Source organism: Altererythrobacter xiamenensis, assembly GCF_900177715.1.
In the GTDB taxonomy this organism is placed as follows: Bacteria; Pseudomonadota; Alphaproteobacteria; order Sphingomonadales; family Sphingomonadaceae; genus Erythrobacter; species Erythrobacter xiamenensis.
In genome coordinates this window covers 392,759-418,605 of record NZ_FXWG01000001.1, presented here as the reverse complement: position 1 = coordinate 418,605, position 25,847 = coordinate 392,759, and the positions used below count along the sequence as shown (strand labels likewise).

Genomic DNA, 25,847 nt, shown 5'->3' with positions numbered 1-25,847 from the left:
CGCTATGTGCGGAATTATCGGAATCGTCGGACAGCAGCCTGTAGCTGACAGGCTTGTCGATGGTCTCAAGCGGATGGAATATCGCGGCTATGACAGTTCGGGCCTATGCGTGGTCGATGGAGGTGAACTTCAGAGGCGCCGTGCAGAGGGTAAGCTGGGCAATCTCGTCGAGGTGCTGAAGGCGGATCCTGTCGACGGGACTATCGGAATTGCGCACACCCGCTGGGCAACGCACGGCGCGCCTACGGCGAACAATGCCCACCCGCATGCGACGGCGCAGGTCGCACTCGTTCACAACGGCATCATCGAGAACTTCAAGGAACTGCGCGAGGAACTGCGCCGGGACGGCCGCACGTTCGAAAGCGAGACAGACAGCGAGGTCGTGGCACACCTAGTCTCGCGCCTGGTCGAAAATGGTGCGAGTCCGCAAGACGCTGTTGCCGACGTACTGCCGCGACTGCGCGGGGCATTCTCGCTCGCCATCGCATTTCGAGATCATCCCGAGATGCTGATCGGTGCACGGCTCGGCTCGCCGCTGGTTGTCGGCTACGGCGAGGGGGAGATGTTCCTGGGGTCAGATGCGCTGGCACTCGCGCCGCTGACGCAGCGCATCTCCTATCTCGAGGAAGGCGACTGGGTCGTCATCACCCGCGAAGGCGCGCAGATCTTCGATGCCGAAAACAAAGAGGCGACGCGTGAAATCGTCGCATCGGGCGCTTCGGCAGCCGCAGTGGAGAAGGGCAATTACCGCCATTTCATGCAGAAGGAGATTTTCGAGCAGCCAACCGTCGTCGCGCAAACGCTCGGCTCCTACCTGCGCCAGGCGGACAATTCGGTCGCACTGCCGCAGCTCGATTTCGATATTTCCGAAATCCGCCGCCTGACGATCGTCGCCTGCGGAACCTCCTATTACGCCGGGATGGTCGCAAAATATTGGTTCGAACACTTCGCCCGTGTGCCGGTCGACATCGATGTGGCGAGCGAGTTCCGTTATCGCGAACCGGTGCTGGAGGATGGCGGGTTGGCGCTGTTCATCTCGCAGAGCGGTGAAACCGCCGACACGCTTGCCGCGCTGCGCCATTGCAAGGCCAATGGCCAAGTCATCGGGGTCGTCGTCAATGTGCCGACCAGCACGATGGCGCGCGAGGCCGACCTGCTGCTGCCTACCCACGCGGGGCCTGAAATCGGTGTCGCATCGACCAAGGCGTTCACCTGCCAGCTTGCCGTGCTCGCCGCCCTGGCCGCCCACATGGCAGTGAAGAAGGGGCTGATGAACCGCGAAGAGGAGCAGTCGGTCGTTTCGCACCTGCTCGAAACCCCGGCGTGCCTCAATGCTGCGCTCGACCATGATGACGATATCGCCAGCATGGCGCACCTCATCGCACCGGCTCGCGACGTACTCTATCTCGGCCGCGGTCAGGATTATCCGCTGGCGATGGAAGGTGCGCTGAAGCTCAAGGAAATCAGCTACATCCATGCCGAAGGTTATGCTTCGGGTGAGATGAAGCACGGCCCGATCGCGCTGATCGATGACGAGGTGCCGGTCGTGGTCATCGCGCCGTCCGGACCCCTGTTCGAAAAAACCGTCTCGAATATGGAAGAAGTCCGGGCACGCGGCGGCAAGATTGTGCTGATCTCCGATGCCGAAGGGCTCGAAGAAGCTGGCGAAGGCTGCATGGCGACCATCGAAATGCCGAAAGTGCATCCGCTGATCGCACCGCTGGTTTACGCGATACCGGTTCAACTGCTCGCCTACCACGTCGCCGTGGTGAAGGGCACCGATGTCGACCAGCCACGCAATCTCGCCAAATCGGTCACGGTAGAGTGATCCGGCGCGCGCGATAGACTTGCGCGAGACCGGGTTTCGTCCAGCTGCCGCCCCGTGTCCTTTACTGGCTACTAACCTTTTTTGTTTAGCCGCGGGCTTGTGAGCAACAAGGCCCCCAACCCAGCCGACCAGTCAGGCAGGCTTTCTACGGGCGTTGTCCTCGGCCTTGACCGGTCGAGTGACAGCGAGTGGGCACGTCTGCGCGGAATCCAGTTCGCCGCTCTTGGCAGGCACAGCGTTCATCGCATGGTAGGGCATCTCGCGTTTGCAGTGATTGCTGCTGCCTTGCTCTACCGCGGTGTCTCTCCTGTCTGGCTCGGCGCGTGGGTCCTTCTCGTCGCCGCGGTCGGCATTCAGGGCGTGAAGATCGACGCGGGGCTAGCAGAAGCGCACGAGCGGAAAATAACGAATACCGAATTCCGCCGTCATGTCCTTTTCGCCGGGCTTGTCGGCTTGGTCTGGAGCATAGCGCCGCTATTCCTCGCGCACGGTCTGCCTCTCGCAGTCCAGGCGACCTTGTGGACCATCATCGCGGCGCTGATCCTGGGTTCGATCCTGTTCTATGGCTCGGCGCCGCTTACGATCATCTCCTTTACCGGGATCGTCGGCGCTGCGTGTGCCGGATCGTTCGCATTGCAGGGGCACAATTCGCTGGCCGCGCTGTCGGCGATCTTTACCGCGATTGCCCTGTTCGGATCGATCGAAGTCGCCCGTACATCGCTGCGCGCGCAACTCGCGCTGAGCGGTGTGAACGAGAAGGATGAGGTCGTCTCGCTCCTCCTGCGCGAATTCGAAGAAGGCGAGGCCGACTGGCTGTGGCAGATCGATACGACGCGTAAGGTTCGCGCGATTTCGCCGCGTTTTGCCTATGCGCTCTCCCAGCAACAGGCGGATGCCGAGGGCAAGCCGCTGCTGCAGCTTATCGCAGGCAAGCATTGGGAAACGGGCAAGTTCCCTGCCAGCCTTCACGACCTTGCCGATCGCCTGAAGAACCGTGAAAGTTTCTCCAACCTCATCGTCGAAGTCTCGATCCGCGGCGAACCGCGCTGGTGGGAACTGTCGGGTACGCCGATGCGCGACGACAAGGGCAATTTCGCGGGCTTTCGCGGAGTTGGCTCGGATGTGACCTCGCAGCGCGAATCTTCCGAGAAGATCGCTTACCTTGCGCGCTTCGATACGCTCACCTCGCTGCCCAATCGGCTTCAGTTGACCGAAGCATTGGGCGATGCGCTCAAATACTCGGCGGAATGGCGCACCAAATGCGCCTTCCTGATGATCGACCTCGACCGGTTCAAGGCGGTCAACGATTCGCTCGGCCACCTGGTGGGCGATAAGCTGCTCGCCCAGGTTGCCGCGCGTCTCAAGAATATCGTCAACGACAACATCCTGTGCGGCCGCTTGGGTGGAGACGAGTTCGCGGTGGTCATCCGCGATGCTTCCGAAGCCAAGATCGTTGCCAACGTCGCGAAGCAGATCATCGAGAGTCTGTCGCAGCCCTATCAGGTCGACAATCATACCTGTTATGTCGGAGCGAGTGTCGGTTCGGCTGTCGGACCACGCGATGGCGAAAGCGTCGAGGAATTGATGCGCAACGCCGATCTCGCGCTCTATCGTTCGAAGGACGAGGGTGGGGGCGAGCACTTCGTTTACGAGCCTTCGCTCCACGCATTGGCTGAAGAGCGCCGCCAGCTGGAATTGTCGCTGCGCGATGCGCTCAACAATGACGAGTTCCTGCTGCACTATCAGCCCGTCGTCGACGCCAATGATCACACGATCGTCAGCTTCGAGGCACTGGTGCGCTGGCAGAGCAAGGACCACGGGTTCGTCAGTCCGGCAAAGTTCATTCCACTGGCCGAAGACACGCGCCTGATCGTCCCGATCGGCAAATGGGTGCTGCGCCAGGCCTGCATGGAAGCGCGCAAGTGGCCCGAGCACGTCAAGATCAACGTGAACGTGTCGCCCGAGCAGCTGCTCGAACCCGATTTCACCAATGAGGTGGTCGAGGCGCTGGCGGCGAGTGGACTGCGCCCCGAACGGCTCGAAATCGAAGTGACCGAGAGCATCTTCCTGCGTGATGCAAGCATCGCTCGCGCCGCGCTCGAGCAGGTCATGGCGCTGGGTTGCGGGGTTGCGCTCGACGATTTCGGAACCGGCTATTCCTCGCTTGGCTACCTGCGCAAACTGCGCTTCTCGACGATCAAGGTCGACAAGACCTTCGTCCAGGGTGCAGCCGTCCGTAATGCCGAAAGCCTCGCCATCGTGCGCGCGGTCGTTGCCATGGCGCAAAGCCTCGACATGACGACCACAGCAGAAGGAGTCGAGACGGAGGAAGAGGCGCAGCTCATCCGCCAACTCGGCTGCGACAAGATCCAGGGATTCTACTTCGGGCGGCCGATGACGGGCGAAGATGCGCTCAAGCTGTTCGTCCAATCGATGCGCCGCTCTGCCTGAGCGCGCGCCGATCCGCCGACTACATCAGGCGGAAACGAGCGCCGAAACCACGCTTTCGAACAGCCGCCTACCGTCGCTGCCGCCATGCGCTGCCTCCACGGCGCGTTCCGGGTGAGGCATCATGCCCAGGACATTCCCCGCCGCGTTCAGCACGCCCGCGATATCGCGGCGCGAACCGTTGACGGAATCGCAATACCGGAACGCCACGCGCCCATCGCCCTCGATCCGGTCGAGCGTTTCTTCGTCGGCGAAGTAGTTTCCGTCATGGTGGGCAACCGGAATGTGGATCACTTCGCCCGTCTCGTAGCCGCTGGTGAACAGCGATTGCGTGTTTTCGACTTTCAAAGCGGCGGTGCGGCAGATGAAGTTCTGGCTGGCGTTACGCATCAGTGCGCCGGGCAGGAGCCCGCTTTCCGTCAGCACCTGGAAGCCATTGCAAACGCCGAGGACGGGCACGCCGCGCTCGGCTGCGGCCACCACGGCACGCATGATCGGGCTGTTTGCCGCCATGGCGCCCGAGCGCAGGTAATCGCCGTAGGAAAAACCGCCCGGTAGCGCGATGAAATCGAGATTCGCGGGCAAGTCGGCATCGCCATGCCATACGCGGATCGCCGCTTCGCCAGAGACTTCTTCCAGGGCGACCGCCATGTCGCGATCGCAATTCGATCCCGGGAAGGTGATGACTGCCGCGCGGAAGGGCATCAGGCGTGCTCCGCCTGGCCGACCTTCTCGATCGCGTAGTCTTCGATCACCATGTTCGCGAGCAGCTTCTGGCACATGGCGTCGAGCGTCTCGTCGCTCGTCCCGTCAGCCACTTCCATCTCGATCATCCGGCCGATGCGGACATCTTCGACGCCGTCGAAGCCCAATCCCTCCAGCGAATGGTGGACGGCGCGGCCTTGCGGGTCGAGTACGCCGGGCTTGAGGCGGACGAGAATGCGGACTTTCATGGGACTATCCTGGTCGGGAGCTTGGGTCTGGGGGCGAGCCTATAGCGAGTACGGCACATTTCGCAATCGCGCGCGGCGCTATTCCGCCGCGTTCTCCGCAGGGGCTTCGCCGGATTGTGGCAGCACGAGCACCTCCACCGCTTGATCGGGGGCGAGATAGCGTTGCGCGGTCGCCAGGATGTCCTGCGCGGTCAATTCCTTCAGGATTTCCGGTGCGCGATCGAATCGGTCGAGCCGCTCCGCCTTGCTTTGCGCGTTGTCGGCAAGCGTCATCCATCCGCCCAGGGTCTTGAGCATATTGTCATAAGCTTCGACGAGCGGCTGGCGGGCGCGATCGAGGGTGTCCTGATCGATTGCCTCACTGCGCAGCTGCCCCAGCATGGTCCGGATCGCATTGCGCGTCGGCTCGACCTCCTGAACATCGACCGATGCCGTCAGGCTGAAGGTGCCGTAGCCGGGATAGGTATCCGATGTGTTCGACGAACTGCTTGGCGAATAGGTCTTGCCGAGGTCCTCCCGCAGCTGTTCCTGCAGCTGGATACGCACCACGCGGTTGAGCAGGGCGAGGCGCAGCGCCTCTGCCAGATCGCTGTCATCCGTGGTCGGCCAGGTCATGCGAACCAGCGCCTGATCGGGCTCGCCGCTATGCGTAAGCGTTCGGGTCGACCGGTCCGAGGTGAAACTGCGATCCCGGGCCTCTGTTCGCGGCAGGAACTCGGCCTCGCGCGGGGGCAGGGCACCGAGCGTTGCCGCGACTGCATCGATGGCCACCTGCTCGTCGAAATCGCCCACCAGCGCGAGTTCGATCGCACCCTTGTCCAGCCGGTCGCCGATGGTTTCGGCGAGCCGCGCATAGGTCAGCGCTTCGAAATCGGCCTCGCTCTGAAGGCTGTAGCGCGGGTCGTTGTCGGACAAGGTACCACCGATGGCGTTCCCCAAGGCCCGACTTGGCGTCGCATCGAGATTGGCGAAGAAATTGCGGATACCGCGGCGATAGCGCTCTTCCCCTTCGCGCCGATAGCCGGGATCGGTCAGCGCGGCGGCAAGCAATTGCAGCTGCAGTTCGAGATCGCGCGGCGTTGTCCCACCGCTCATCCGGAAATATTCATCCTGCGAAGATATGGCGAACCGCACGCTCCGCCCTGCAAGCACGCTTTCGAGCTCGTCCTGCGAATGCGCGCCAAGCCCGCCCGATGGCAGCGAGCTGACGAGCGCAGTCGCGAGGGGATCCTCGCGCGTTTCCATCAATTGTCCCCCATCAAGCGATAGCCGGAAGCTGATGCGGTCTTCGCGGATATCGGTCTGTTTGAGGTTGAGGCGCACGCCATTGGCGAAGCGGATCAGCCGGAAACCGAAGCGCTCGTTGCGCTCATCCGATACGACGATGCCCGGCTTGCCAAAGTCGGTATAGGCAAAACTCGTCGCCGCTATGTTCTCGGGCGGAGTCACTTCCAGCGTAACGGCTGCGTCCCATGCAGCCCGCAAGGCATCGGCGCCACCTTCCGGCATTGTGCGACCCCGAAATCGGATCAGCGGATCGGTGAGCGGGGCAGCTTCGGCGCGAATTGCAGCTAGCGCGGCATCGGCGGTGATCGAGGGCGCGAAGGCTTCAAACCGGGCGAGGGCGCTTTCAGGTGTCGAGGGAATTTGCTTGTTGTCGATCAGCGAGAGCGCGGCGCTGACCAGCACACCGTTGGTCCGCGTCGAGCTCGACCCAGCAGCATTCTCGAGCGCCGTTCGCAACCGCGCGACCTGTTCGGCCACCTCGGCTTCGCTGAAGCCATATTGCAGGGCACGGCGCAGTTCTGTCGTCGCAGCAGTCAGGCCAGCGCGCCACTTGCCATCTTCGCTATCGACGACGAGGCTGGTGGTGCGCCCATCCTCGAAAACATCCCCCGTGCCGTAACCCGCGCCGCGAAATGGCGCATTCTCACCGCGCGCCAAGCTTTTCAGCCGACGATTGACGATGGCATAGCCGACCTGGCGCAGCAGGCCCTGCTGGCGCGTGGCGACTGTGTCGGGCCGATCGCTCCACGGGGCGAAGCGTGAGACGCGCACACGCTCGCTCAATGCCGGATCGATGTAGATATCGGTTTCGCCTTTCCGCGCGAGATTCACCGGGCCGGTTTCCGGTTCGACAGGACCGGGCCCTCCGCGCCAGTCGGCAAATCGCGCCTTGATGCGCGCTTCGACCTCTTCTGCGGGGAAATCGCCGACGATCACCAGTGTCGCATTGGCCGGGACATAAGTCCGTTCGTAAAAGCTTCGGAGATCGGCGGCGTTTGCGCTTTCGAGCACTTCAAGCGTTCCGATCGGCAGGCGGTCGATATACCGCGCGCCAGGCGCCGTGAAGGCGAAGCGGTCCTCCAGTTCCTTGTAGGAGAAATTGCGCCGGTCGCGCCGCTCGGACAGGATCACGCCACGTTCCCGCTCGACCGCTTCCTGATCGATGGTCAGCTCGCTTGCCGTTTCGCGCATGATCATCAGCGCGGTATCGATCAGGTCGAGATCGTTGCGGGGAAGGTTCAGCTTATAGACCGTCTGCTTAAGCCCTGTTGACGCATTGGTATCCGCACCGAAGGCGAGCCCCTCGCGTTCGAGCAGTTTGACCATTTCGCCTTCGGGCACATTGGTCGAGCCGTTGAAGGCCATGTGCTCGAGGAAATGAGCGAGGCCGCGTTCGCTGTCAGTCTCGTCGAGCGAACCCGACCCGATGTGGAGCCGCACCAGCGCGGTCCCTTCAGGTGTTCTATTCTCGCGCAAGATATAACGCATGCCGTTCTCAAGCACGCCGAACTGGAACGCCGGATCGACCGGGATATCGCTTTCCTCGAATGCCCAGACCGGCTCGCTTGACGGGACGGCCTCCTGGGCAAGAGCGGGTGCGGCGAAGAGCAGCGGAAGTGCTGCGAGAACATGAAACTTCATAGATGCTTGCTGGCCTATCGCGGGCCACGTGACAATGACCTGAATGTGGCTATCCGCCTCTCGCCTATGGCGGAGGGAACAGACAGGCTTTATCGGGTGCTTCAATGTCCAGACCCAAGCTCGATCTCGTCTACAATCCCATGTCGGGCAGTTTCCGTGAAGAGGGTCTGCTCGTGCTGGTCCAGGCCTTCGAACGCGAAGGCTTCACCGTTAATGCCGTGCCGACCCGCGCCGATGGGGCGCAGTGGTCGGGAGATGCAGATTTGATCTGCGTCCATGGCGGGGATGGAACGTTGCGCGATACGGTGCAGGCGCTCGGCGCGGATGCAGGCCGGGTTCCGCTCTGTATTGCGCGTTCGGGCACGATCAACCTCGTCGCGCGCGAGTTGAATTACCCGGTCGAACCGGGCGCGCTAGCAAGGCAGGTCGCAGATGGGTGGGCGCGCGGGCCGGATAGCTGGATCACTTCGCCGCTTTACACGCTCGGCGACTTGCCGATCGTTTCCTGCCTCTCGATCGGGCCGGACAGCCATGCCGTGGCGCGGGTTTCAGGCGCGCTGAAGAAACGCATTGGACGCTATGCCTATGCTGTCGCCATGCTGCAGCAGATGCGCGAATGGCCACGCAATGCGATGATCATTCGCGGTGAGACAAGCGATGGCGAAATGTTCGAGGCAGAGGCCGAGGCAGCGATCGTCTCGCATGGCGCGCTCTACGCAGGGCCGTTCCAGCTCAGCCCCAAGGCGGCGCTTGCGGAGGATTCGGTCGAACTCATCACGCTGCGCCGCGCGACGCGCCTTGGCATGATGGCATTCAGCTTCGCGGCCATGCTTCGACTGCCGGTCGAGCGGTTCGGCTTTGCCGAGATCAGAAGCTGCCGCCGGATCACCTTCGATCGCTGCGTGACGCCGGTTCAGGTCGACGGCGACCACATGCCCGAATGCGCCTATGCGATTCAGCCGAGCGGTATGACGCTGCGCTACGTGGTCTGAGAGCTACTTAGCCTCCTCGCCTCCCGATTTTCAGCACGTCCGGGGGGAGACATGGAGCATTCTCGCCGGTCCAGTCGATTTCATAGGTCGCAGGAACCGGACGCAGGTTTCCCCAGGGTTCGAATGTCTGATCGGGATCATACTCTATTCGCGCCATGCTGTTATCGAACGCGGAAATCCTTCCGTTGTCTTTCTTGGCGCGTTCGGCGCTTATCTCCGGATCGAGCACTTTCGATCCGCGAACCATGCGTATGGTCTTGTCATCGCGCTTTTCCATCATCCGGTAGTACAATCGCCCGAACAGCATGGTGTCGAAGGTTCCATTGAACGCCCAGTTCTCCATCTCGGTACCTTCAGGAAGTCGAACGGTCGTCGCATGGCAACCGTAACTCGGTTCGAGATAGTAAGGCACGTCCTGAGACTGGCCGTCCGGCCGCTGGCGGCGACTGGGCGGGGAAAAGCCCCCGCCGGGTAGCGTCATGTCGTAGCGTTCGCCGCCGTTGTGGTCCCAATCTACCGGGCCGACGCCTGTAACCTTGAGAATGCTAGCCTGCGTTTTGCGATCATATCGATACTCGACATCGTCTATCTCGTCCCAATGACCGCCGCCGACATAGGCGTCGCGCAAAGACGCGGTCAATTGCTCGGCCGACAAAAGCGAGAACTGCATATACTCTACCAGCCCCTCCAGACCGCGCCTCACCGTGGTCTGGACCATACGGGCGGGTTGATCGAACCCGGCGCGCGCGTCGATTTCCATCAGGCCCATCTCGCGGGGAAGGCCAATCAGTGGAGCCGATAAGCGGGTAAGTTCGGCACCTTCGGGAGAAAGCGGCAAAGCCCACCGGTAGGGCATGAAAGGGGAAGTTCGGGCTTCGACTACATCGGGGAGGGTTCCGTCAAGCCAGTAGGTATCACCATCAATCTTGGCCCGCACGACCACGTGGTCGAACATGCCTGGACTAGGCAAGCGTGAGTCCAGGCCGTCATCGCTCCCGGCATTGTTTACAAGCACGGCTTCGGACTCAATCCCGAGCTCGTGGAGCAGTGCCATGAGAAGCACCGTCTTGCCCTTGCAATCTCCATAGCGCCTGTCCCAGGTTTCGTCTGCAGATGCAGGCGTCAGATTGCCGCCGTTCAGTCCGACATAGATATAGCGGACTTGCTGCTGCACCAATTCCAGCGCAGCCTGGGCTTGCGCAAGCTTGCTTTCGTTTCGACCCGCAATTCGTTTAGCCTCACCGCGAACCGGAGAGTTCGTATCGAGCGTGCTTGCCTTCTCGAAAAGCGGCGCAAAGATCTGCGAGATATCGCTCCAGGATTTGAAGTCGGAATATTCGAGCACGCGCATCCATGAGTACCGGGGCGGGGCATCGGCCGGCGGACTGATTGTATCAGGATCATCGAATAGCAAGCGGATTGACTTGTCGCTCCGTTCGGCAATTTCCTCGAAGTCAGCGGTCATGCGTGTTCCGGGTTCATGCCCGTCCGCCCAGGTCAGCGCGAGCTGGATCCGACCGCTGGGCGGTGATGGGCTGAGAAATAAAAGTCCGGAGTTCCGTTCCCTTAATGTGGGGTCATGGGATGGAACGGTGAACCCTACTTCGAGATCGTCGCCAACGCGCAGATCGGGAACGCGCATAACGGCCGTCAACAATCCATCGAGCATTGCCACTTCGAGCTGGTCCTCGCGGCGAAGAATCTCGAACTCAGCCTTATCGAGAACGTTGATGGTCTCACCGTCGCGGTGGATGGCGATCGTGTGGACCACCGGCGCTCCAGCGGCGGGATTCCAGGCGATTGCAACATTACCTGCCTGAAGAGCCTGCGGACGCAGGATGCGGACCATTTGCTCCTGATAGAAAAACTGGCCGTCGTCGTTCAGGTGCACGATCGTGTCCTGCCGCCGGATATGCAAGATACCCGACGCATTATCCGGCGTGTCTACGGCTTCCGACTGCACAGCCCATTGCGGAGCCGGCCCAAAAGTAATCTCGTCGTTCTGCGCGATCACTTGGCTGGCCGACGACATCAGCACCGCAGCTAAAGTAAATTTCCAACTTTTCATGAGACCCCAATTTCGGAGATCATGAGTAAAAGTCAGGGAATTGCAATGGCTTTACTTTGTACTAGCCCAATTGCCGACAATTACTTCTTCGGCGGATTGCCGCTTGGGCGAAGGCGGCCACGATGCGCTGACAGGTCGAACACTTCGCCGGGGCCATTGTCCTCGTTGAGAAGGCCGAGACGGCGCGCGACTTCCTGGTAAGCTTCGCTTTCACCGCCGAGATCGCGGCGGAAGCGGTCCTTGTCGAGCTTTTCGCCCGTCTTCATGTCCCACAGGCGGCAGCCATCGGGGCTGATTTCGTCAGCCAGAATCACGCGGCTATAGTCGCCGTCGAAAATCCGACCGAACTCGAGCTTGAAGTCGATCAGGCGGATGTCGATCGCGGCAAACATGCCGCACATGAAATCGTTGATGCGGATCGCCATGCTGGCGATGTCCTGCATCTCTTCGGGGCCAGCCCAGTTGAAGCAGGCAATATGCTCTTCCGCGATCAGCGGATCGCCCAGCGCATCATCCTTGTAGTAATATTCGATCAGCGTGTGCGGCAGCGGTTCGCCTTCCTCGATGCCGAGGCGCTTGCTGATCGAGCCTGCCGCGACATTGCGCACGACGACTTCGATCGGGATGATCTCGCACTGGCGCACCAACTGCTCGCGCATGTTGAGGCGGCGAATGAAGTGCGTCGGGATGCCGATATGGGCGAGGCGGGTGAAGACGTGTTCGCTGATGCGATTGTTGATCACGCCCTTGCCGTTGATGGTACCCTTTTTCTCGGCATTGAAGGCGGTCGCATCATCCTTGAAATACTGGATGATCGTGCCCGGCTCGGGGCCCTCGTAGAGGATCTTGGCCTTGCCTTCGTAAATCTGGCGGCGACGCGTCATGCACTTGCGTCCTTCTTACGGCGCGGGTCTGCGATGAAGGGGAGGGGGCCGGTGTGGTGCCCAGGGACGGAATCGAACCGCCGACACTGCGATTTTCAGTCGCATGCTCTACCAACTGAGCTACCTGGGCACATCACTCTTGCGGCGGCCTCATTCATCGACCGGCGAGCGGTTGGAGCGCCGCCCTATGGCGAAGCGGGAAGCCTTTTGCAAGACTCAATCGGGGGAATCTCAGTCCCTTTCCTCGCGGATGATTTCCCCGGCGATTTCTTCGGGCGAGGCAGGGCGACCGGGCACTGCATAGCCATCGCCGAACCAATGGGCGAGATCGCGGTCCTTGCACCGGCTGGAACAGAAGGGCGTAAACTCTTCCGAACGTGGTTTCTTGCAAATCGGGCAGGGGCGGCTGGTTCTATTCATGGGTCAGTATCTGGGCATGGGGCGCCTCGAGTGCAATGGCTGGATCCGTCTCGATCCGCAGCTGTTTTCCGGTCCGCCGCGCCAGTTCGTCCAGCCACTCCGGCTTGAGCTTGGCCTTGAGCGCGGGATGGACCGTCAGAAGGAGGACAGGGCCTATCCCCTCCGCCAGTTCCGCGCATCGCATGGCGTAGCGAGCGCACATCCCGGTGCGCGAGGTTGCGAAACGGTGCAGCAGCGAAGGCCCTTCGAGCCGCGCGACGATCTGAACAAAGCCGAAGCCGTTCATGGCGGTGCGTTCATGCGGCCAGTCGGCGAGGGCGGTGGCCAATGCCTCGTCCACCGCGCGCCGGTCTGCCTTGGCTGCGAGCGTGGGGAAGTCGATGCCGATATTCCCGCCGATATCAAACCAGCGTAGCGCCTGAACGATGGCCGGGATCGCGGCGAGGGCGAGTTCGCGTGGGCTACCGGTCCCGTCGATATCGAAGACTGTCATTGCAGGCGTGACACTGATGAGGAGCGTGCCGCCCGCAAATTCGATCTCTCCGGAGGAGGCGGCATGCCAGACCTCTTCCCACAGACCGCTGGGCAGCCGGCGGACATGGTCGCCGAGAGAGAGCGTGTCCTGCGCGCAGTCGTTGTTCAGATCGGCTTCGGGGACGCATCGCGCCTGGGCGCGTTTCAGTCGACCACGTTCTGCCACGGAAGCGCGAGTGATCTGCACGCTGATAGTGGCGCCCTCGGTCGCCTCCGGCGGGAGGTGATCGACAAGCACCTCGATCCCATTTTCGAGCAGTGCCACGCCACGACGCGATCCGTTAGTCTTCTCGACAAGTTTTGCAGGATGCATTTCGCCGGCGCGTAACTCGCCGGGCCAGGCAAGTTTGGCGGCGCGGACTTCCCCGCTCTCGATCAGGAGCGCGCGCGTTTCGCCAATGCCGTGTTCGATCAGCCATTGCGGCGCTATCTCACCCAAGGCCAAACCCCGCCGATTTGAGCAGCGCGCGCGTTTCAAAAAGCGGCAGGCCGACGACTGCGGAATGGCTCCCCTGGATCCAGCTGATCAGACCTTCGGCCGCGCCCTGAATGGCGTAACCACCCGCCTTGCCATGCCATTCGCCGCCAGCGATGTAGCCATCGATTTCCTCGCTGGAGAGACGCTTGAACTTGACCGTGGTTTCGCTCAGCCGCTCGCGCAGAGTACCATCGGGCGAGCGCAGGGCAATCGCTGACAGCACTGTGTGCCGCCGTCCGGACAGCAGATCGAGGCACTGGCGCGCCGTCGCTTCGTCTTCCGCCTTGGGCAGTATGCGGCGACCGACCGCGACCACCGTGTCGCCGGCGAGCACATACGCGTCTGCCGACACGGCGAGCGCTTTCTCCCGCGCCATACGCTGCGCGTAGTCGCGTGGCAGCTCGCCCTTGTTCGGCGTCTCGTCGATTTCTGCAGGCTGGACGCCATCGGGTTCGATCCCGAGCCGCGCGATCAGTTCGCGCCGCCGCGGGCTGGCCGATGCAAGAATGAGAGTGGGGGAACCCACCGGGGCTTACTGCGGGCCGGGACCCTGACCGGGGCCGCCGCGGCCGGGCATGAAGCGATAGGTAATGCGCGCCTTGGTCAGATCGTAGGGCGTCAGTTCGCACAGCACTTCGTCACCCACCAGGACGCGAATGCGGTTCTTGCGCATCTTGCCAGCCGTGTGGCCAAGGACTTCGTGGCCGTTTTCGAGCTCGACCCGGAACATCGCGTTCGGCAGCAATTCCACCACCTTGCCGCGCATTTCGAGGAGTTCTTCCTTGGCCATGTAAATCCTTAAACTCGTTATGTGAATGTGTCTGGGCGCGCCCTTTACCCTCGGTGAGAACAAAATGGAAGCCTCACGCGTTAGGGTGTCTCATATGATTGCATCTGGTTTGTCGCGCGTTTCGTAGCTTGCGGTGCAAATCGATACATTTCAGCGTCTTGCCGCAGGCCTCAAAGTAAGAAAAAGCACGCGCTATGAAAACACCCCCCCAGTACTGCACATCCGTGTGCCTGGCAGCGCTTGCCGCCGGCAGTCTGGCATTTCCTGCAAATGCCCAGGATGCTGTTCCACCGACAGCGCAGGACACTGTGCCTCAAATGGAAATGCCGGTCGATGGCGAAGGTAATGCCATCGTGGTGACCGGCGAGCGGCTGCGCGGGCAGCTCGACGTCGAGCAGGCACCTGTGCTCGAACTGAATGCAGAAGATATTGAGGCAATCGGCGCGACCTCCATTGCCGAACTGATCGAGGCGATCGGCCCGCAGACCAGTTCGTCGCGCGGCCGCGGGGATGGCCGCCCGGTGTTCCTCGTCAACGGCATACGGATCGGCAGCTTTCGAGAACTGCGTAGCTACCCGCCAGAAGCCATCGAGAAAGTCGAGGTGATGCCGGAGGAAGTAGCGCAGAAGTTTGGCTTCCCACCCGACCGCCGCGTGGTCAACATCATCCTCAAGGAGAATTACTCGAGCCGCGAGATCGAGCTCGAATACGAACAGCCATGGGATGGAGGCTACAGCCGTAACGAGCAGGAGTTCACGCTGCTGACCATCAACGATGGTGCGCGGTTCAACGTCAACCTCGAAGCGAGCGACAGTTCATTGCTGACCGAGGCCGAGCGCGGTGTGATCCAGGCTGACGACGCAGCTTTGCCCGCCGGAGTCGACCTCGGCCAGTTCCGCAGCCTCGTGTCGGACAGCCGCGAATACGAAGGCACCGTCAATTGGGCCAAGGCGCTTGGCGAAAATGGAACCTCGCTCAGTCTCAATGCGAGCGCGGGATACAGCGAAACGCTCTCGCTGTCGGGTGTGCAGGACCTCGTGACGCTCGACCCGCTCGAGCGCAGGACCGAGGTGCAGACCTATTCCTCGTCCGCTTCGCTCTCGCGGCCGATCGATGGCTGGCAATTCACCGCGACTGCGGACGCGGTTTTGCAGGACACGCAGACCGAGATCGAGCGCGCGGGCTCCAACCTGACCGATTTCGCCGATAGCGAGACCGTGACGCTCGACAGCAAGGCCAGCATGCGCGGGACGCTGGCCGACCTTCCGGCAGGCGAGCTTTCGGCGACCTTCAACGCCGATCTCGACTGGAAGCGGATCGCGAGCGAAGACACGCGCACCAGCGGCGACGCGCGCTTCACCCGGCGTCGGCTGGGCGGGGCGGCCAGTATCGTCGTTCCCATCGCGGAGGATGGCGCGGCCTGGGGAGGGATCGGCGACCTCAGTGCAAATTTCAGTGCGGGGATCGAGGACCTGTCCGACTTCGGCACGCTGTACGACTGGAGCGCGGGGCTCACTTGGAAGCCGACGGAAAGTCTGACGCTGAGCGCGACGCATATCGTCAACGAAGAAGCGCCCAGCCTCACTCAGCTGGGCGCACCGCGGCTCGAAACCTTCAACGTGCCAACGTTCGACTTCGTGAACGGCGAGACGGTGCTCGCAACGATCATATCGGGCGGCAATCCCGATCTGCTGGCGGAAACCCAGCGCGACTGGAAGTTTTCCGCCAATTGGGAACTGCCGTTCTGGGAGAACACGCGGTTTTCCGCTGAATATGTCCGCAACCGGTCGAGCGATGTGACGAGCAGCCTTCCGGCCGTGACCGCAGCGATTGAGGCGGCATTCCCCGACCGGATCACCCGCGATGCGAGCGGGCAGCTGGTCTCGATCGACCGCAGGCCCATCACCTATGATCGCACCCGTTCCGAGCGATTGGTGTTCAGCCTGACGACGCGCGGCAGCTTCGGTGAGGCGCGTCCGGAGAGCGAAGGAGAGGCGCAGCGCGGTCCTCGCGGCGGGGGAGGCCGGTCGGCTGAAGGCAGGCGCGGTGACACCGGCGGCCCCGGGGGCGAGGGGCGTCGCGGTCCGCCCAGTCCCGAACAGCGCGAAGCCTTCATGCAATTTCGCGAGCGCGTTTGTGCCGAGGACGGGATGGCCGTACTCGAACGGCTCGCTCAGGCGGTTGCGAACGGCGAGGATCTCTCGGCGCAATTCCCCGGTTTCGATCCGGAGCGCGCCGCGCGCATGATCGAGCGGTTCCGCAAGGACGACGGGAGCATCGATCAGGAACGTCTCGCGCAGTTCCGTGAGCGTATCTGCAGCATGGACCCGGCTGCGATGCGCGGGCAGGGCGGCCAGAACCGCCAAGCCGCGGGTCAAGGTGGCGGAAGGCGGGGCGGTGGCGGACCGGGCTTCGGGCGCCGCGGTGATGACGGGCGCGGGCGCTATTTCGTGAACCTGACCCACACGGTCGAGCTTGCCAACACCATCCTGATCGCCCCCGGCATTCCGGAACTCGATCTTCTCGACGGTGATGCCTCCGGCTCGACCGGGCAGGCACGGCACAGCGCGCGGCTCGAGGCGGGGATGTTCCGCAATGGTTGGGGCGTGCGGCTCTCGGGGAACTACACCGGCAAGGCACGGATCGACGGCAGCGATGCCTTGGGCAATGGCGACCTGTTCTTCGGCGACCTTGCGACCTTCGACCTGAGGGTGTTCGCCGATCTCGGGCAGGTGCTGGAGAGGGAGGAAGGCTTCCTCAAGAACTTCCGCGTCTCATTGCGCGCCGACAACGTCTTCGACGCGCGCCGCCGCGTGACCGATCAGAATGGCGAGGTGCCGCTTGGCTACCAGCCGTTCCTGATCGATCCTGTGGGTCGTTATATCGGAGTGGACCTGCGCAAGCTGTTCTGACGCAGCACCGCGCGGGGTCCGGAAGACCGGTCTCAGTCGAAACCTGTCGTCGGGAACATCCACTTCTGCGCCGGATGAGGATCGAAAGGCATCCACTCGTCTTCGGACTGCGCAAGCCGATCGGCGATGGCGACCATCACGGACGGGTTCACGCCGAGCCCGCAATGGCTGGCGTAGACTTCGATATTCTCGCTGGGTGCTTCCCTGCTCGGTTTCTGCACCGATCCACGCCAGTGAACGACTCCGTCGGTCTTGGTCAGGATCGAGGTGGTCGGTACTGGCGGCGCGACATCGAGTCCCTGAAAGCGGCCTTCCTGCATCGCTTCGGGTTCCTTGCCGTTGAAGAACTCGAACAGCCTTGCGGCATTGGTATGGCCGCGGTCGTCCGAGATCGGGCTGCCGAGCGAGATGACCTGTCGCACCCGCTCGGGATGCAGCTTGGCCAACTCGCGCGCGAGCACACCGCCAAGGCTCCAGCCGACGAGCGATACCGTCTTGCCGCTGTCGTCATTCAATCGAAAAAGCTGGTTTTCCAGCCGTTCGATCAGCGCATTGTCGACGCGCACATTTCGTCCGCTGTCCCAGCCATGCGCATCATAGCCCAGATCCCTCAGTAGCCGCCGCATGGGGATCGTCGAGCTGTTGGAGGCCATGAAGCCCGGCAGAACCTTTACCGCGTGGCCGTCACCTTTGGGCAAATGGCTCAGGAGCGGACGAAGCATGTAGAATGCGCCCAGTTCGAAGAAGGCCCGCCCTTCTGTAAGCGTCCAGAAACGGCTTGGCGGTCTGGAGTTTCGCTTGCTCGGCGCGGCTTGGGTGAATTGCTTGGTCATGGCGATACTGGCCATATGCTTCCCTATTTCTTGTTCGCTTTTGCGGTGGCAGGCTTCTTGGCGGCCTGTGCTTTGGATTTGGGTTTAGCCTGGGGTTTTTGCTTCGCCTGGGCCTTGGCCTTCGGTTGGGCCTTGGGACGCGGTGTTGGCTTCGCCTTGGCCTTCGGTTTGGTCGCAGGCTTCGCTTTTGCCTTTGTTCCTGAGGCCGATTTGGCGGCTGGTTTTGTCTTGGCGCCCGGCTTGGCCGCGGCAGGTGTCTTCACCTTCACTGCGGCTTTCGCTTTTGCCGTCGCTGCGGGCTTTTCCGAAGGCTTGGTGTCCACAACCCTTGCCGCAGCCAGCAGTTCCTCGAAGCTTTCGATGATGCACTCGATGTAAAACTCGGGATCGGGCAATATTTCGCGGCAGGCAGTGAAGGCGATCGTCGCTTCGCCGCAATAGCTCTGGACGACATGGCCAAGGCCCAATCCGTCGGTCAGGCACAACAGGCCCATCTGGCTTTCCAGCCGCGCACCGCTCGAATAGATCGGAACCGGCGGGCCGGGCACGTTGGTGACGACGGTCGAGAAAATCGGGCCTACCCCGCGATTGGCTAGGCCGAGGCGAGTGTAGAGTTGCGCGCCCAATGCCATGAACAGCGCGGGCGAGACCTTGCTCATCTCGGTCATGTTGCGCGCGCCCATGGCTTCCGACATCGCCTTGGAGTTGGTCGTGCGACCGTGGACATATTTCAGCCGCTCCAGCGGGTCTTCGATATGCGTGCCGAGCGGCGCGATCATTGCGGCAACCTGATTGCCCATGTCGCCTTTCTCTTCCTTTGAGCGGACAGAGATCGGCGCCATTGCAGTGAGCGTCTTCTTGGGCAGGTCGTCCTTGGAAAGCAGGTATTTTCGCATGGCCCCGCCGATGATGGCGAGGAACACGTCATTGACCTTGCAGTCGGGCGAGAGTGCGCGGATCGCCTTGATATCGGCCAGAGGGAAGCTGCGCCCTTCGACCACGCGATGCGGCGAAATGACCTTGTTGAAGCGTGTCTTCGGCGCGACCATCTCGCTCGACAGGTCGAAATCCTTCACCACCAGACCCTTGATTGCCTTGGCAAGGCCGGGGGCTGCTTTCGCCGCGACCTCGAGCTGCTTCAGGGGATTGGTAACAGCGTTGAAATAGCTCTTGCCGAGCAGCTCGACCGGATTGGGGATCTTCTCGGGCTTCCAGGTATCGGGCGTTTGCGGAGGCGGATCGTCCGGCCTCAGCGTGTGCATCGCCTCGAGCAGGTCCACCCCGCTCATCCCGTCGATCGCGGCGTGGTGCACCTTGGTAACCATGGCATAGCTGCCCTTGGCAACGCCGGGCACGTTTTCGAGCCCCTCGATCACCGTGAACTCCCACGGTGGGCGATCGAGATCGAGCGGGCGGGCGAAAATACGCGATGCCTGGATGCACAGCTGGCGCCAGTCACCGGGCTTGGGCAGGGCAACGTGGCGGACATGATATTCGAGATCGAAATCGGGATCTTCGACCCAATAGGGATGGTCGAGATCGAAAGGCACGCGAACCAGCCGCTGGCGGATCGTGCGCGACAGCTGCTTGCGGCTCTCGAAGAAGTTGAGAATGTCCTTGAAACGGACAAAGCCGCCCGGCGCCGTCTCCGGATTGTAGATCAGGATCGAGCCAATGTGCATTGGCGAGTTGCGCGTTTCCATCGCGACGAACGATGAATCCATGCCCTGTAACTGGCGCATGCGTTCCTTTCCGCGCCATCGCCTTGCATTTCTGCATGCGCTGGCATCCCCTGCGCGGCGCAGTTTGCCTGCGTCCGGACGGATGAAGCTACCAGAGGAGGGGCCGGGGTCAACTTGCCGCCCGCGTCAAACCCTTTCGCAAGGGCAGGGCGCGAAATCGGGCTACAGTGCCTCCCCTGCGGCGACGCCGCTCGCCCAGGCCCACTGGAAATTGTAACCGCCCAGCCAACCGGTCACATCGACCGCCTCGCCGATCGCGTAGATGCCGGGATTTCGCTTCGATTCCATCGTCTTGGAAGAAAGTTCGGCGGTCGATATCCCGCCCACGGTGACCTCTGCCTTGGCAAAGCCTTCGCTTCCATTGGGGGTGAATTGCCACCTGGCGAGACGCTCTTCGGCGGCGCGCAGGGCTTTGTCGGGCACATTGCCGAATTCGGTGGTGATGCCGAGTTTTTCCGCAAGAATGTCGGCCAGCCGGTCGGGAAGGGCCTCGCGCAGCGCCGATTTCAGCGTGGCACGCGGGTTCGATTGCTTGGCCTCGATCAGCCAGCCGTCGCCGCGATCGGGGAGGAAATCGATCGAAACCGGGTCGCCCGGTCGCCAGTAGGAGCTGACCTGGAGGATCGCCGGGCCGGACAGACCGCGATGGGTGAACAGAGCGGCTTCGGGGAAGCTAGCCTTGTTGGCGGTGGCCACTACCGGGGCCGACACGCCGGAGATCTCGCGGAACAGCACTTCCTCGCCGCCCAGGGTCAGCGGGACGAGGGCAGGACGAGGTTCGACCACCTTCATCCCGAACTGCCGCGCAAGGTCATAGGCAAAGCCGGTCGCGCCCATTTTCGGAATGGACGGTCCGCCGGTGGCGATGACGAGCGCCGCCGCGCCGTAGCTGCCGTTCTGCGTCTTCACTGTGAACGTATCGCCGTCATGCTGGACGGAGGCGATCCCTTCGCCGCAGCGAATGTCGACCTCGCCCGGACCCTTGGCGCATTCAGCCAGAAGCATGTCCACGATCTGCTGCGCCGAACCGTCGCAGAACAGCTGGCCCAGCGTCTTTTCGTGCCAGGCGATGCCGTAGCTTTCGACCAGTTTGAGAAAATCGCGCGAGGTGTATCGCGCCAGCGCGCTCTTGGCGAAATGCGGATTGGCGGAAAGGAAATTCGCAGGGCCTGCGCCGATATTGGTGAAGTTGCAGCGCCCGCCGCCAGAGATCAGGATCTTCTTGCCCGGCTTCTCGCTCTTTTCGAGCACCAGCACGCGTTTGCCACGCTGTCCCGCGCGGGCGGCGCACATCAGGCCTGCAGCGCCAGCACCCAGAATTATCGCATCACAGTGATTTTCCACCAGGCCCCCATCGCGGCTTTGCCATTTGGACGCAAGATTCCTATCTGACGTGCATGGCGCGCACCCCCGCAGGAACTCCCCACGATCCACGTGGCAAGGAACGCTTCAACGAAGAGCGCGCAACCTATACTGTTGCCAGTGCGCAGCCTAACCTTGAGGCGGGCGTCACCGCGATCCGGGAAACGGTGAAGACGTTGAAGCCGGTGCCGGGTGTCTACCGGATGCTCGATGCGCGCGGTGACGTGCTCTACGTGGGCAAGGCGCGCAGCCTCAAGGCGCGGGTCGCCAACTATACGCAGGTCAAACAGCTGTCCGGACGGCTCCAGCGGATGGTCAGCCAGTGCCGCAGCATGGAGATCGTCACCACGAACTCCGAGGCCGAGGCGCTGCTCCTCGAAGCGCAACTGATCAAGCGCTTTCGCCCGCCGTTCAACGTGCTGCTGCGCGACGACAAGAGCTTCCCCTTCATCCTGTTGCGCGCCGGACACGAGTTTCCGCGGATCATGAAGCATCGCGGCGCGCGCAAGGCCAAGGGTAATTACTACGGCCCTTTCGCCAGTGCGGGCAGCGTCAACACGACGATCAACGCTTTGCAAAAGCTCTTCCTGTTGCGGAGCTGCACCGACAGCTTCTTCAGCCGCCGCGACCGGCCCTGCCTGCTCTACCAGATCAAGCGGTGCAGCGCGCCATGCGTCGGGCGGATCAGCGAGGAAGATTATGCGGGCCTCGTCACCCAGGCGAAGGACTTCCTCGCCGGCAAATCCGGCGCGGTGCAGGCCGACCTCGAACGGCAGATGGCAAAGGCTGCGGAGAATCTCGACTTCGAAACCGCGGCGATCCTGCGCGACCGGCTGCGCGCGGCGACCTTCATCCAGGGCTCCCAGGCGATCAACGCGCAGGGCGTGGGCGATGCCGATGTCTTCGCGCTGGCGGCCAAGGGTGGTCATGTCGGCATCCAGGCATTCTTCATCCGTGGCGGGCAGAACTGGGGGCACCGCGCCTTCTTCCCGACCCACACGAAGGACGTTGAGGAGGCCGAGGTGCTCTCCGACGTCATCCTGCAATTCTACGAGGAAGTACCGCCGCCGCCGACCGTGCTGGTCGATCGCGAACTGCCCGAAGGCGAGCTTATCGAGCAGGCGCTGTCCGAACTTGCCGGCCGCAAGGTCGCAGTCTCGGTCCCGCAACGCGGCGACCGGCGCAAGCTGATGGAGCAGGCGACCCGCAATGCGGGCGAAGCGCTCGACCGCAGGCTGGCCGAGACGGGCACCAAGGCCAAGGTCATGCGCGAGCTGACCGAATTCCTCGAACTGGAAGATATTCCGCAGCGGATCGAGGTCTATGACAACAGCCATATCCAGGGCGCGAAGGCGGTTGGCGCGATGGTCGTCGCCGGACCAGATGGCTTCATCAAGAACCAATACCGCAAGTTCAATATCAGGGAAGCGCAGACGAACGACGACTTCGGTATGATGCGCGAAGTGATGCGGCGCCGCTTCCGCAAGCTGGCCGAGGCCGAGCGCGATGAGGATGCGACTCCTTCCGACAAGGGCACGCATCACGACAACTGGCCCGACCTTGTGCTGATCGATGGCGGCAAGGGGCAGATGTCATCCGTCCGCGATACGCTGGAGGAAATGGGGATCGAGGACGTGGCCCTGATCGCCATCGCCAAGGGGCCGCATCACGGGCGCGAAGGGCGCGAGGTGTTCCACTTCCCCGATGGCCGCGAGAAGACGCTACCGACCAATTCGCCGCTGTTGTTCTATCTCCAGAACCTGCGCGACGAGGTGCACCGCTATGTCATCGGCGCGCACCGCGCCAAGCGCAGCCGCGCAATCAGCGCCTCACCGTTGGACGAGATTCCGGGTATCGGCCCGGCCCGCAAGCGCGCGCTGCTGCTGCATTTCGGCACGGCGAGCAAGGTGAGGGCGGCCGCGCTCGAAGACCTCCAGCGCGCACCCGGCGTCAGCGATGCGGTGGCGCTCAAAATCTACGATTTCTACCACGCCGGAGGGTGATTTGCGGATCGCCTGCTAACGACCCGGTTGCGGAGATTGCGCCAAGCTGACATTTCACAGTTATGATTGCCCTGACCGCCTTATCGATAGCTCTGCTTTTCTGGACCGCTTTACACTGTGTTGGGAAAACAATAGCGGATTTCAGGGGGGCGACCCCAGCCACTGGTTTGCTCGGAGTGGTTGCAGCGCTGGGCGCCCTCATTCCAGCAGGGCTTCTTACTTTCGCGCTCCTGATGGCGTATTCCGGCGTTTGAATGCTAAAGCGGATAATCCGCTAACCACCCCAACTCCGGTCGTCCGGCCAAATTCGCAATTAGGTCATTGGCGCAGGGCGTGCTAGAAGACCTTTGCTGACGTCGAAATTTGCGACGGACTTCGAACTTTGCCGACTGCCGCTTGCCTATTCCCATTGGCCCCGGCGTAAACCAGACGACGACTTCCTTTCATCGGACGATTTGACGCACGACTTCTGCGCGATGATGCGTGGAAGCAATACATGTTCCTGAAAGGACAATGAAAATGGCCAAAACTGGCACAGTGAAATTCTTCAACCACGACAAGGGCTATGGTTTCATCCAGCCCGACGACGGCTCCAACGACAGCTTCGTTCATATCACAGCGGTCCAGTCCGCTGGAATGACCTCGATCGATAAGGATCAGCGTCTGAACTACGATGTCGAGGTTGGCCGTAATGGCAAGGAAAGCGCCGTCAACCTGTCGGCTGCTGACTGATTTTCGCTGTCGGGCGCGGCGATTGGTCGTCGTGCCCGACATCCCCCCTTCCACCAACGAAAGGGCAAAAATGGCCGATAGCTATAAAGTTTGCAGCGAACGCGCTGACGCCGCAGCCGAGGCTGCGCGCAACGCGACACTCGATAATGTCCGCCAGCGTGAGCTGCGCGCCGAAAAGACCTGGCGAGGGCTCGCCACGCAGGCAAAAGCGGTCGACGAACAACGGCAGAAAATGGCGCGCGAGAAAGCTGCGCAACAGGAAGCGCAAGAGCGAGACGAAGAGGCGGCAAGCGCCACGACCGACGCCTAGCCCACCAGGCTCAACCGCCTAACATATCGCGCTCGACCCATGTCGCATGCACGCCGCTGCTGATTTTGTGCGGCAGACGGGTACGGGCGATCGGACCCTTGGCCACATCGCTCGCATCGAGAATGGCTAGTTCCGACGTGCCCGCATTCTCGTCGATCAGGAAAGTGACGAGATAAGCGTCATCCTCTGACGTCGCACCTTTTCTGGGAATGATCGGGCTTTCGCTCGCATAGACCCCATCCGGCAATTCAAAAACCTGCTCTTCGCCGGTCTGCGTGTCCTGCCGGACATATCCGTTGAACAGAAACCAACCGGGCTTGGCCGTGGTCGACCAGACGTAGCGTGACGGCTGCATGGCGTAGGCTGGGTTGATCATTCCGAACTCCACGATCCGGTCGCTCAGGCGCTCCTCCCGGCATTCGCCGGTCGCAAGGTCGAAGCGCCAGCGATGCAGGCGGCATTCGAAGCTGTGCTCGTCGACATAGGCCATCATGTGCGCATAGCGTCCGAACTCCTCCAGCGGATCGGGCATGGGGTTCGACTGGTGATAGCCCTCCAGCACGACCTCGCTTCCCTCTTCCCAGGCATTCGTCCAATGCAGGACATAGGTCGGTTCGGCCTGGAACCAGCGGATTTCCTCCGGCTGGCCGTGGCGCGGAATCAGCGCGAAGCGGGTCGGATCGTCATGCAGCCGCGCGGCGTGGATGTCGCGCTTGAGCAAATCGGCATCCCAATAGAGCGGCATGTCATTGAGGATCGACCAGTTTTTCGTCACCGCCATGTCATGCGGCAGGCGCGGGCCGGGCAGGGGGATGGGAACGTAATGCACCAGCCTGCCCGCGCGATCGACCACGCCATAATGCATGTAGGGTGCATGGACGCCGTAGTTGAAGAACATCAGCTCGCCGGTTTCCTCGTCCACCTTGGGATGGGCGGACACGCCATCGATCGGTGCCCAGGGCGCCTTGCCCTTGTTCTCGAGCGTTTCGGGATCGAGCATCCAGGCTTCGCCGCATTGATAGAAGGTGGCGTAGGCGGTGCCGGCATGGACGATGATGTCGGTGCTGCCGGTGTCCTTAAGCCCACCATGTGCGCCGAAACCGGGCCGCGTCGACGTGCCCGGAGGGTCCATCAGCCCGCCCCATAAAGACCGGCCGACGATCTGTTCCTCGGTAAAGCAATGGGTGCGAACGAAGCGGTTGCGATAGCTCGCCTTCCCGTCCTTGATGCTGACCTGATGCACCATCGCGTCGCCGTCGAACGGGTGATGACGGCCGAGCGGCTGGTGCACGGGATTTTCCGTATTGCGCAGGTAAATCCCGTCGATATCTGCCGGAATCTCGCCTTCGATGACTTCCAGTTCGTCGACCGTCACCTCTTCATGGCACGGGGTCCAGGGCCCCGAGAGATAGGGGTGGTTGCTCGGTTCGAGCGAGATCCTGACTGGCGCTTCGCGGGTAATCTGCATGGGGGATGCTTTCCTCTCAGGCCTCGCAGGTTAGCGTAGCAATGCGGCTATGCAAGGGCGGGAAAGGCGCGACGAACGCTTATACAAATTTGATCTCGATCAATGCTGCATGCAGACAGAGGGCTAAATTCGGTAATGTAAGCTCGCAGGGAAGGCGAGTTT

At 62.1% G+C, this 25,847-nt stretch carries 20 protein-coding genes and 1 tRNA gene; 7 read left to right on the top strand and 14 right to left on the bottom strand.

Annotated features, from left to right (window positions below; translation table 11 throughout):
* The first annotated feature begins 4 nt into the window (after positions 1-4).
* Together glmS and CCE89_RS02175 are read left to right on the top strand one after the other, a co-directional pair.
* The gene (gene glmS / locus CCE89_RS02180) at positions 5-1,828 is read left to right on the top strand and encodes a glutamine--fructose-6-phosphate transaminase (isomerizing) (RefSeq protein ID WP_086436384.1); all 1,824 of its coding nucleotides are present in this window, start codon (positions 5-7) and stop codon (positions 1,826-1,828) included.
* Between the two features lie 99 nt (positions 1,829-1,927).
* Positions 1,928-4,279 carry a putative bifunctional diguanylate cyclase/phosphodiesterase gene (locus CCE89_RS02175; RefSeq protein ID WP_234989893.1) on the top strand — a complete coding sequence of 784 codons (2,352 nt, stop codon included), beginning with the start codon at positions 1,928-1,930 and terminating at the stop codon, positions 4,277-4,279.
* A 24-nt stretch (positions 4,280-4,303) separates the two neighbouring features.
* Here the strand turns inward: CCE89_RS02175 and purQ are convergent, their stop codons facing one another.
* The 3 genes from purQ to CCE89_RS02160 form a co-directional block, all read right to left on the bottom strand.
* Complete coding sequence (purQ, locus tag CCE89_RS02170) at positions 4,304-4,981, bottom strand: phosphoribosylformylglycinamidine synthase subunit PurQ (RefSeq protein WP_086436382.1); 678 nt, start codon at positions 4,979-4,981, stop codon at positions 4,304-4,306.
* Positions 4,981-5,229, bottom strand: a complete 249-nt coding sequence (purS, locus tag CCE89_RS02165; protein ID WP_086436381.1) for a phosphoribosylformylglycinamidine synthase subunit PurS — start codon at positions 5,227-5,229, stop codon at positions 4,981-4,983. Before purS ends, purQ begins: the two co-directional genes overlap by 1 nt.
* Before the next feature lie 78 nt (positions 5,230-5,307).
* Positions 5,308-8,157 carry a M16 family metallopeptidase gene (locus tag CCE89_RS02160; RefSeq protein ID WP_086436380.1) on the bottom strand — a complete coding sequence of 950 codons (2,850 nt, stop codon included), beginning with the start codon at positions 8,155-8,157 and terminating at the stop codon, positions 5,308-5,310.
* Between the two features lie 104 nt (positions 8,158-8,261).
* Between CCE89_RS02160 and CCE89_RS02155 the strand changes: the two genes are divergently transcribed.
* Entirely contained in the window at positions 8,262-9,149 is an 888-nt protein-coding gene (locus CCE89_RS02155) for a diacylglycerol/lipid kinase family protein (protein WP_086436379.1), read from the top strand.
* A gap of 7 nt (positions 9,150-9,156) precedes the next feature.
* Here CCE89_RS02155 and CCE89_RS02150 read toward each other — a convergent pair whose 3' ends face one another.
* The 7 genes from CCE89_RS02150 to infA form a co-directional block, all read right to left on the bottom strand.
* Positions 9,157-11,217, bottom strand: coding sequence for a DUF3857 domain-containing transglutaminase family protein (locus CCE89_RS02150; RefSeq protein ID WP_234989892.1), 2,061 nt, complete (start codon positions 11,215-11,217; stop codon positions 9,157-9,159).
* 80 nt (positions 11,218-11,297) lie between these two features.
* Entirely contained in the window at positions 11,298-12,101 is an 804-nt protein-coding gene (purC, locus tag CCE89_RS02145; protein WP_086436377.1) for a phosphoribosylaminoimidazolesuccinocarboxamide synthase, read from the bottom strand.
* Positions 12,102-12,155: 54 nt separating this feature from the next.
* Positions 12,156-12,231, bottom strand: a tRNA-Phe gene (locus CCE89_RS02140).
* 101 nt (positions 12,232-12,332) lie between these two features.
* Entirely contained in the window at positions 12,333-12,521 is a 189-nt protein-coding gene (locus CCE89_RS02135) for a DNA gyrase inhibitor YacG (protein ID WP_086436376.1), read from the bottom strand.
* A complete protein-coding gene (locus CCE89_RS02130) occupies positions 12,514-13,494 on the bottom strand; it encodes an Rne/Rng family ribonuclease (RefSeq protein ID WP_234989891.1) in 981 nt (326 codons plus the stop codon). Before CCE89_RS02130 ends, CCE89_RS02135 begins: the two co-directional genes overlap by 8 nt.
* Complete coding sequence (locus tag CCE89_RS02125; RefSeq protein ID WP_086436375.1) at positions 13,487-14,059, bottom strand: Maf family protein; 573 nt, start codon at positions 14,057-14,059, stop codon at positions 13,487-13,489. The genes CCE89_RS02130 and CCE89_RS02125 overlap by 8 nt, the downstream gene beginning before the upstream one ends.
* A gap of 6 nt (positions 14,060-14,065) precedes the next feature.
* Positions 14,066-14,323 (bottom strand): translation initiation factor IF-1, encoded by a 258-nt coding sequence (gene infA / locus CCE89_RS02120; RefSeq protein WP_011413465.1) that lies wholly within the window; start codon positions 14,321-14,323, stop codon positions 14,066-14,068.
* Between the two features lie 194 nt (positions 14,324-14,517).
* On the opposite strand from infA, the gene CCE89_RS02115 reads away from it, so the two are divergent.
* The gene (locus CCE89_RS02115; protein ID WP_143255939.1) at positions 14,518-17,235 is read left to right on the top strand and encodes a TonB-dependent receptor plug domain-containing protein; all 2,718 of its coding nucleotides are present in this window, start codon (positions 14,518-14,520) and stop codon (positions 17,233-17,235) included.
* A gap of 32 nt (positions 17,236-17,267) precedes the next feature.
* Here CCE89_RS02115 and CCE89_RS02110 read toward each other — a convergent pair whose 3' ends face one another.
* The 3 genes from CCE89_RS02110 to CCE89_RS02100 all read right to left on the bottom strand — a co-directional run bounded on the left by CCE89_RS02110 (position 17,268) and on the right by CCE89_RS02100 (position 21,103).
* The gene (locus CCE89_RS02110; protein WP_086436373.1) at positions 17,268-18,083 is read right to left on the bottom strand and encodes an esterase/lipase family protein; all 816 of its coding nucleotides are present in this window, start codon (positions 18,081-18,083) and stop codon (positions 17,268-17,270) included.
* Between the two features lie 8 nt (positions 18,084-18,091).
* Positions 18,092-19,792 (bottom strand): WS/DGAT/MGAT family O-acyltransferase, encoded by a 1,701-nt coding sequence (locus CCE89_RS02105; RefSeq protein ID WP_086436372.1) that lies wholly within the window; start codon positions 19,790-19,792, stop codon positions 18,092-18,094.
* 180 nt (positions 19,793-19,972) lie between these two features.
* Positions 19,973-21,103, bottom strand: a complete 1,131-nt coding sequence (locus CCE89_RS02100) for a BaiN/RdsA family NAD(P)/FAD-dependent oxidoreductase (RefSeq protein ID WP_234989950.1) — start codon at positions 21,101-21,103, stop codon at positions 19,973-19,975.
* A 104-nt stretch (positions 21,104-21,207) separates the two neighbouring features.
* On the opposite strand from CCE89_RS02100, the gene uvrC reads away from it, so the two are divergent.
* The 3 genes from uvrC (at position 21,208) to CCE89_RS02080 (ending at position 24,217) form a co-directional block, all read left to right on the top strand.
* Positions 21,208-23,175 carry an excinuclease ABC subunit UvrC gene (gene uvrC, locus CCE89_RS02095; RefSeq protein ID WP_086436371.1) on the top strand — a complete coding sequence of 656 codons (1,968 nt, stop codon included), beginning with the start codon at positions 21,208-21,210 and terminating at the stop codon, positions 23,173-23,175.
* Positions 23,176-23,694: 519 nt separating this feature from the next.
* Positions 23,695-23,907, top strand: a complete 213-nt coding sequence (locus CCE89_RS02085; RefSeq protein WP_086436956.1) for a cold-shock protein — start codon at positions 23,695-23,697, stop codon at positions 23,905-23,907.
* A gap of 70 nt (positions 23,908-23,977) precedes the next feature.
* The gene (locus tag CCE89_RS02080; protein ID WP_086436955.1) at positions 23,978-24,217 is read left to right on the top strand and encodes a hypothetical protein; all 240 of its coding nucleotides are present in this window, start codon (positions 23,978-23,980) and stop codon (positions 24,215-24,217) included.
* A 10-nt stretch (positions 24,218-24,227) separates the two neighbouring features.
* Here CCE89_RS02080 and CCE89_RS02075 read toward each other — a convergent pair whose 3' ends face one another.
* Complete coding sequence (locus tag CCE89_RS02075; protein ID WP_086436369.1) at positions 24,228-25,685, bottom strand: carotenoid oxygenase family protein; 1,458 nt, start codon at positions 25,683-25,685, stop codon at positions 24,228-24,230.
* Positions 25,686-25,847: the final 162 nt, after the last annotated feature.

Bases quoted from the DNA above. Each gene is read 5' to 3' on its own strand.
- glmS (WP_086436384.1), top strand. From the start codon at position 5: ATGTGCGGAATTATCGGAATCGTCGGACAGCAGCCTGTAGCTGACAGG.
- purQ (WP_086436382.1), bottom strand. From the start codon at position 4,981: ATGCCCTTCCGCGCGGCAGTCATCACCTTCCCGGGATCGAATTGCGAT.
- purS (WP_086436381.1), bottom strand. From the start codon at position 5,229: ATGAAAGTCCGCATTCTCGTCCGCCTCAAGCCCGGCGTACTCGACCCG.
- CCE89_RS02160 (WP_086436380.1), bottom strand. From the start codon at position 8,157: ATGAAGTTTCATGTTCTCGCAGCACTTCCGCTGCTCTTCGCCGCACCC.
- CCE89_RS02155 (WP_086436379.1), top strand. From the start codon at position 8,262: ATGTCCAGACCCAAGCTCGATCTCGTCTACAATCCCATGTCGGGCAGT.
- CCE89_RS02150 (WP_234989892.1), bottom strand. From the start codon at position 11,217: ATGAAAAGTTGGAAATTTACTTTAGCTGCGGTGCTGATGTCGTCGGCC.
- purC (WP_086436377.1), bottom strand. From the start codon at position 12,101: ATGACGCGTCGCCGCCAGATTTACGAAGGCAAGGCCAAGATCCTCTAC.
- CCE89_RS02135 (WP_086436376.1), bottom strand. From the start codon at position 12,521: ATGAATAGAACCAGCCGCCCCTGCCCGATTTGCAAGAAACCACGTTCG.
- infA (WP_011413465.1), bottom strand. From the start codon at position 14,323: ATGGCCAAGGAAGAACTCCTCGAAATGCGCGGCAAGGTGGTGGAATTG.
- CCE89_RS02115 (WP_143255939.1), top strand. From the start codon at position 14,518: ATGAAAACACCCCCCCAGTACTGCACATCCGTGTGCCTGGCAGCGCTT.
- CCE89_RS02110 (WP_086436373.1), bottom strand. From the start codon at position 18,083: ATGGCCAGTATCGCCATGACCAAGCAATTCACCCAAGCCGCGCCGAGC.
- CCE89_RS02105 (WP_086436372.1), bottom strand. From the start codon at position 19,792: ATGGATTCATCGTTCGTCGCGATGGAAACGCGCAACTCGCCAATGCAC.
- CCE89_RS02100 (WP_234989950.1), bottom strand. From the start codon at position 21,103: ATGTGCGCCGCCCGCGCGGGACAGCGTGGCAAACGCGTGCTGGTGCTC.
- uvrC (WP_086436371.1), top strand. From the start codon at position 21,208: ATGGCGCGCACCCCCGCAGGAACTCCCCACGATCCACGTGGCAAGGAA.
- CCE89_RS02085 (WP_086436956.1), top strand. From the start codon at position 23,695: ATGGCCAAAACTGGCACAGTGAAATTCTTCAACCACGACAAGGGCTAT.
- CCE89_RS02080 (WP_086436955.1), top strand. From the start codon at position 23,978: ATGGCCGATAGCTATAAAGTTTGCAGCGAACGCGCTGACGCCGCAGCC.
- CCE89_RS02075 (WP_086436369.1), bottom strand. From the start codon at position 25,685: ATGCAGATTACCCGCGAAGCGCCAGTCAGGATCTCGCTCGAACCGAGC.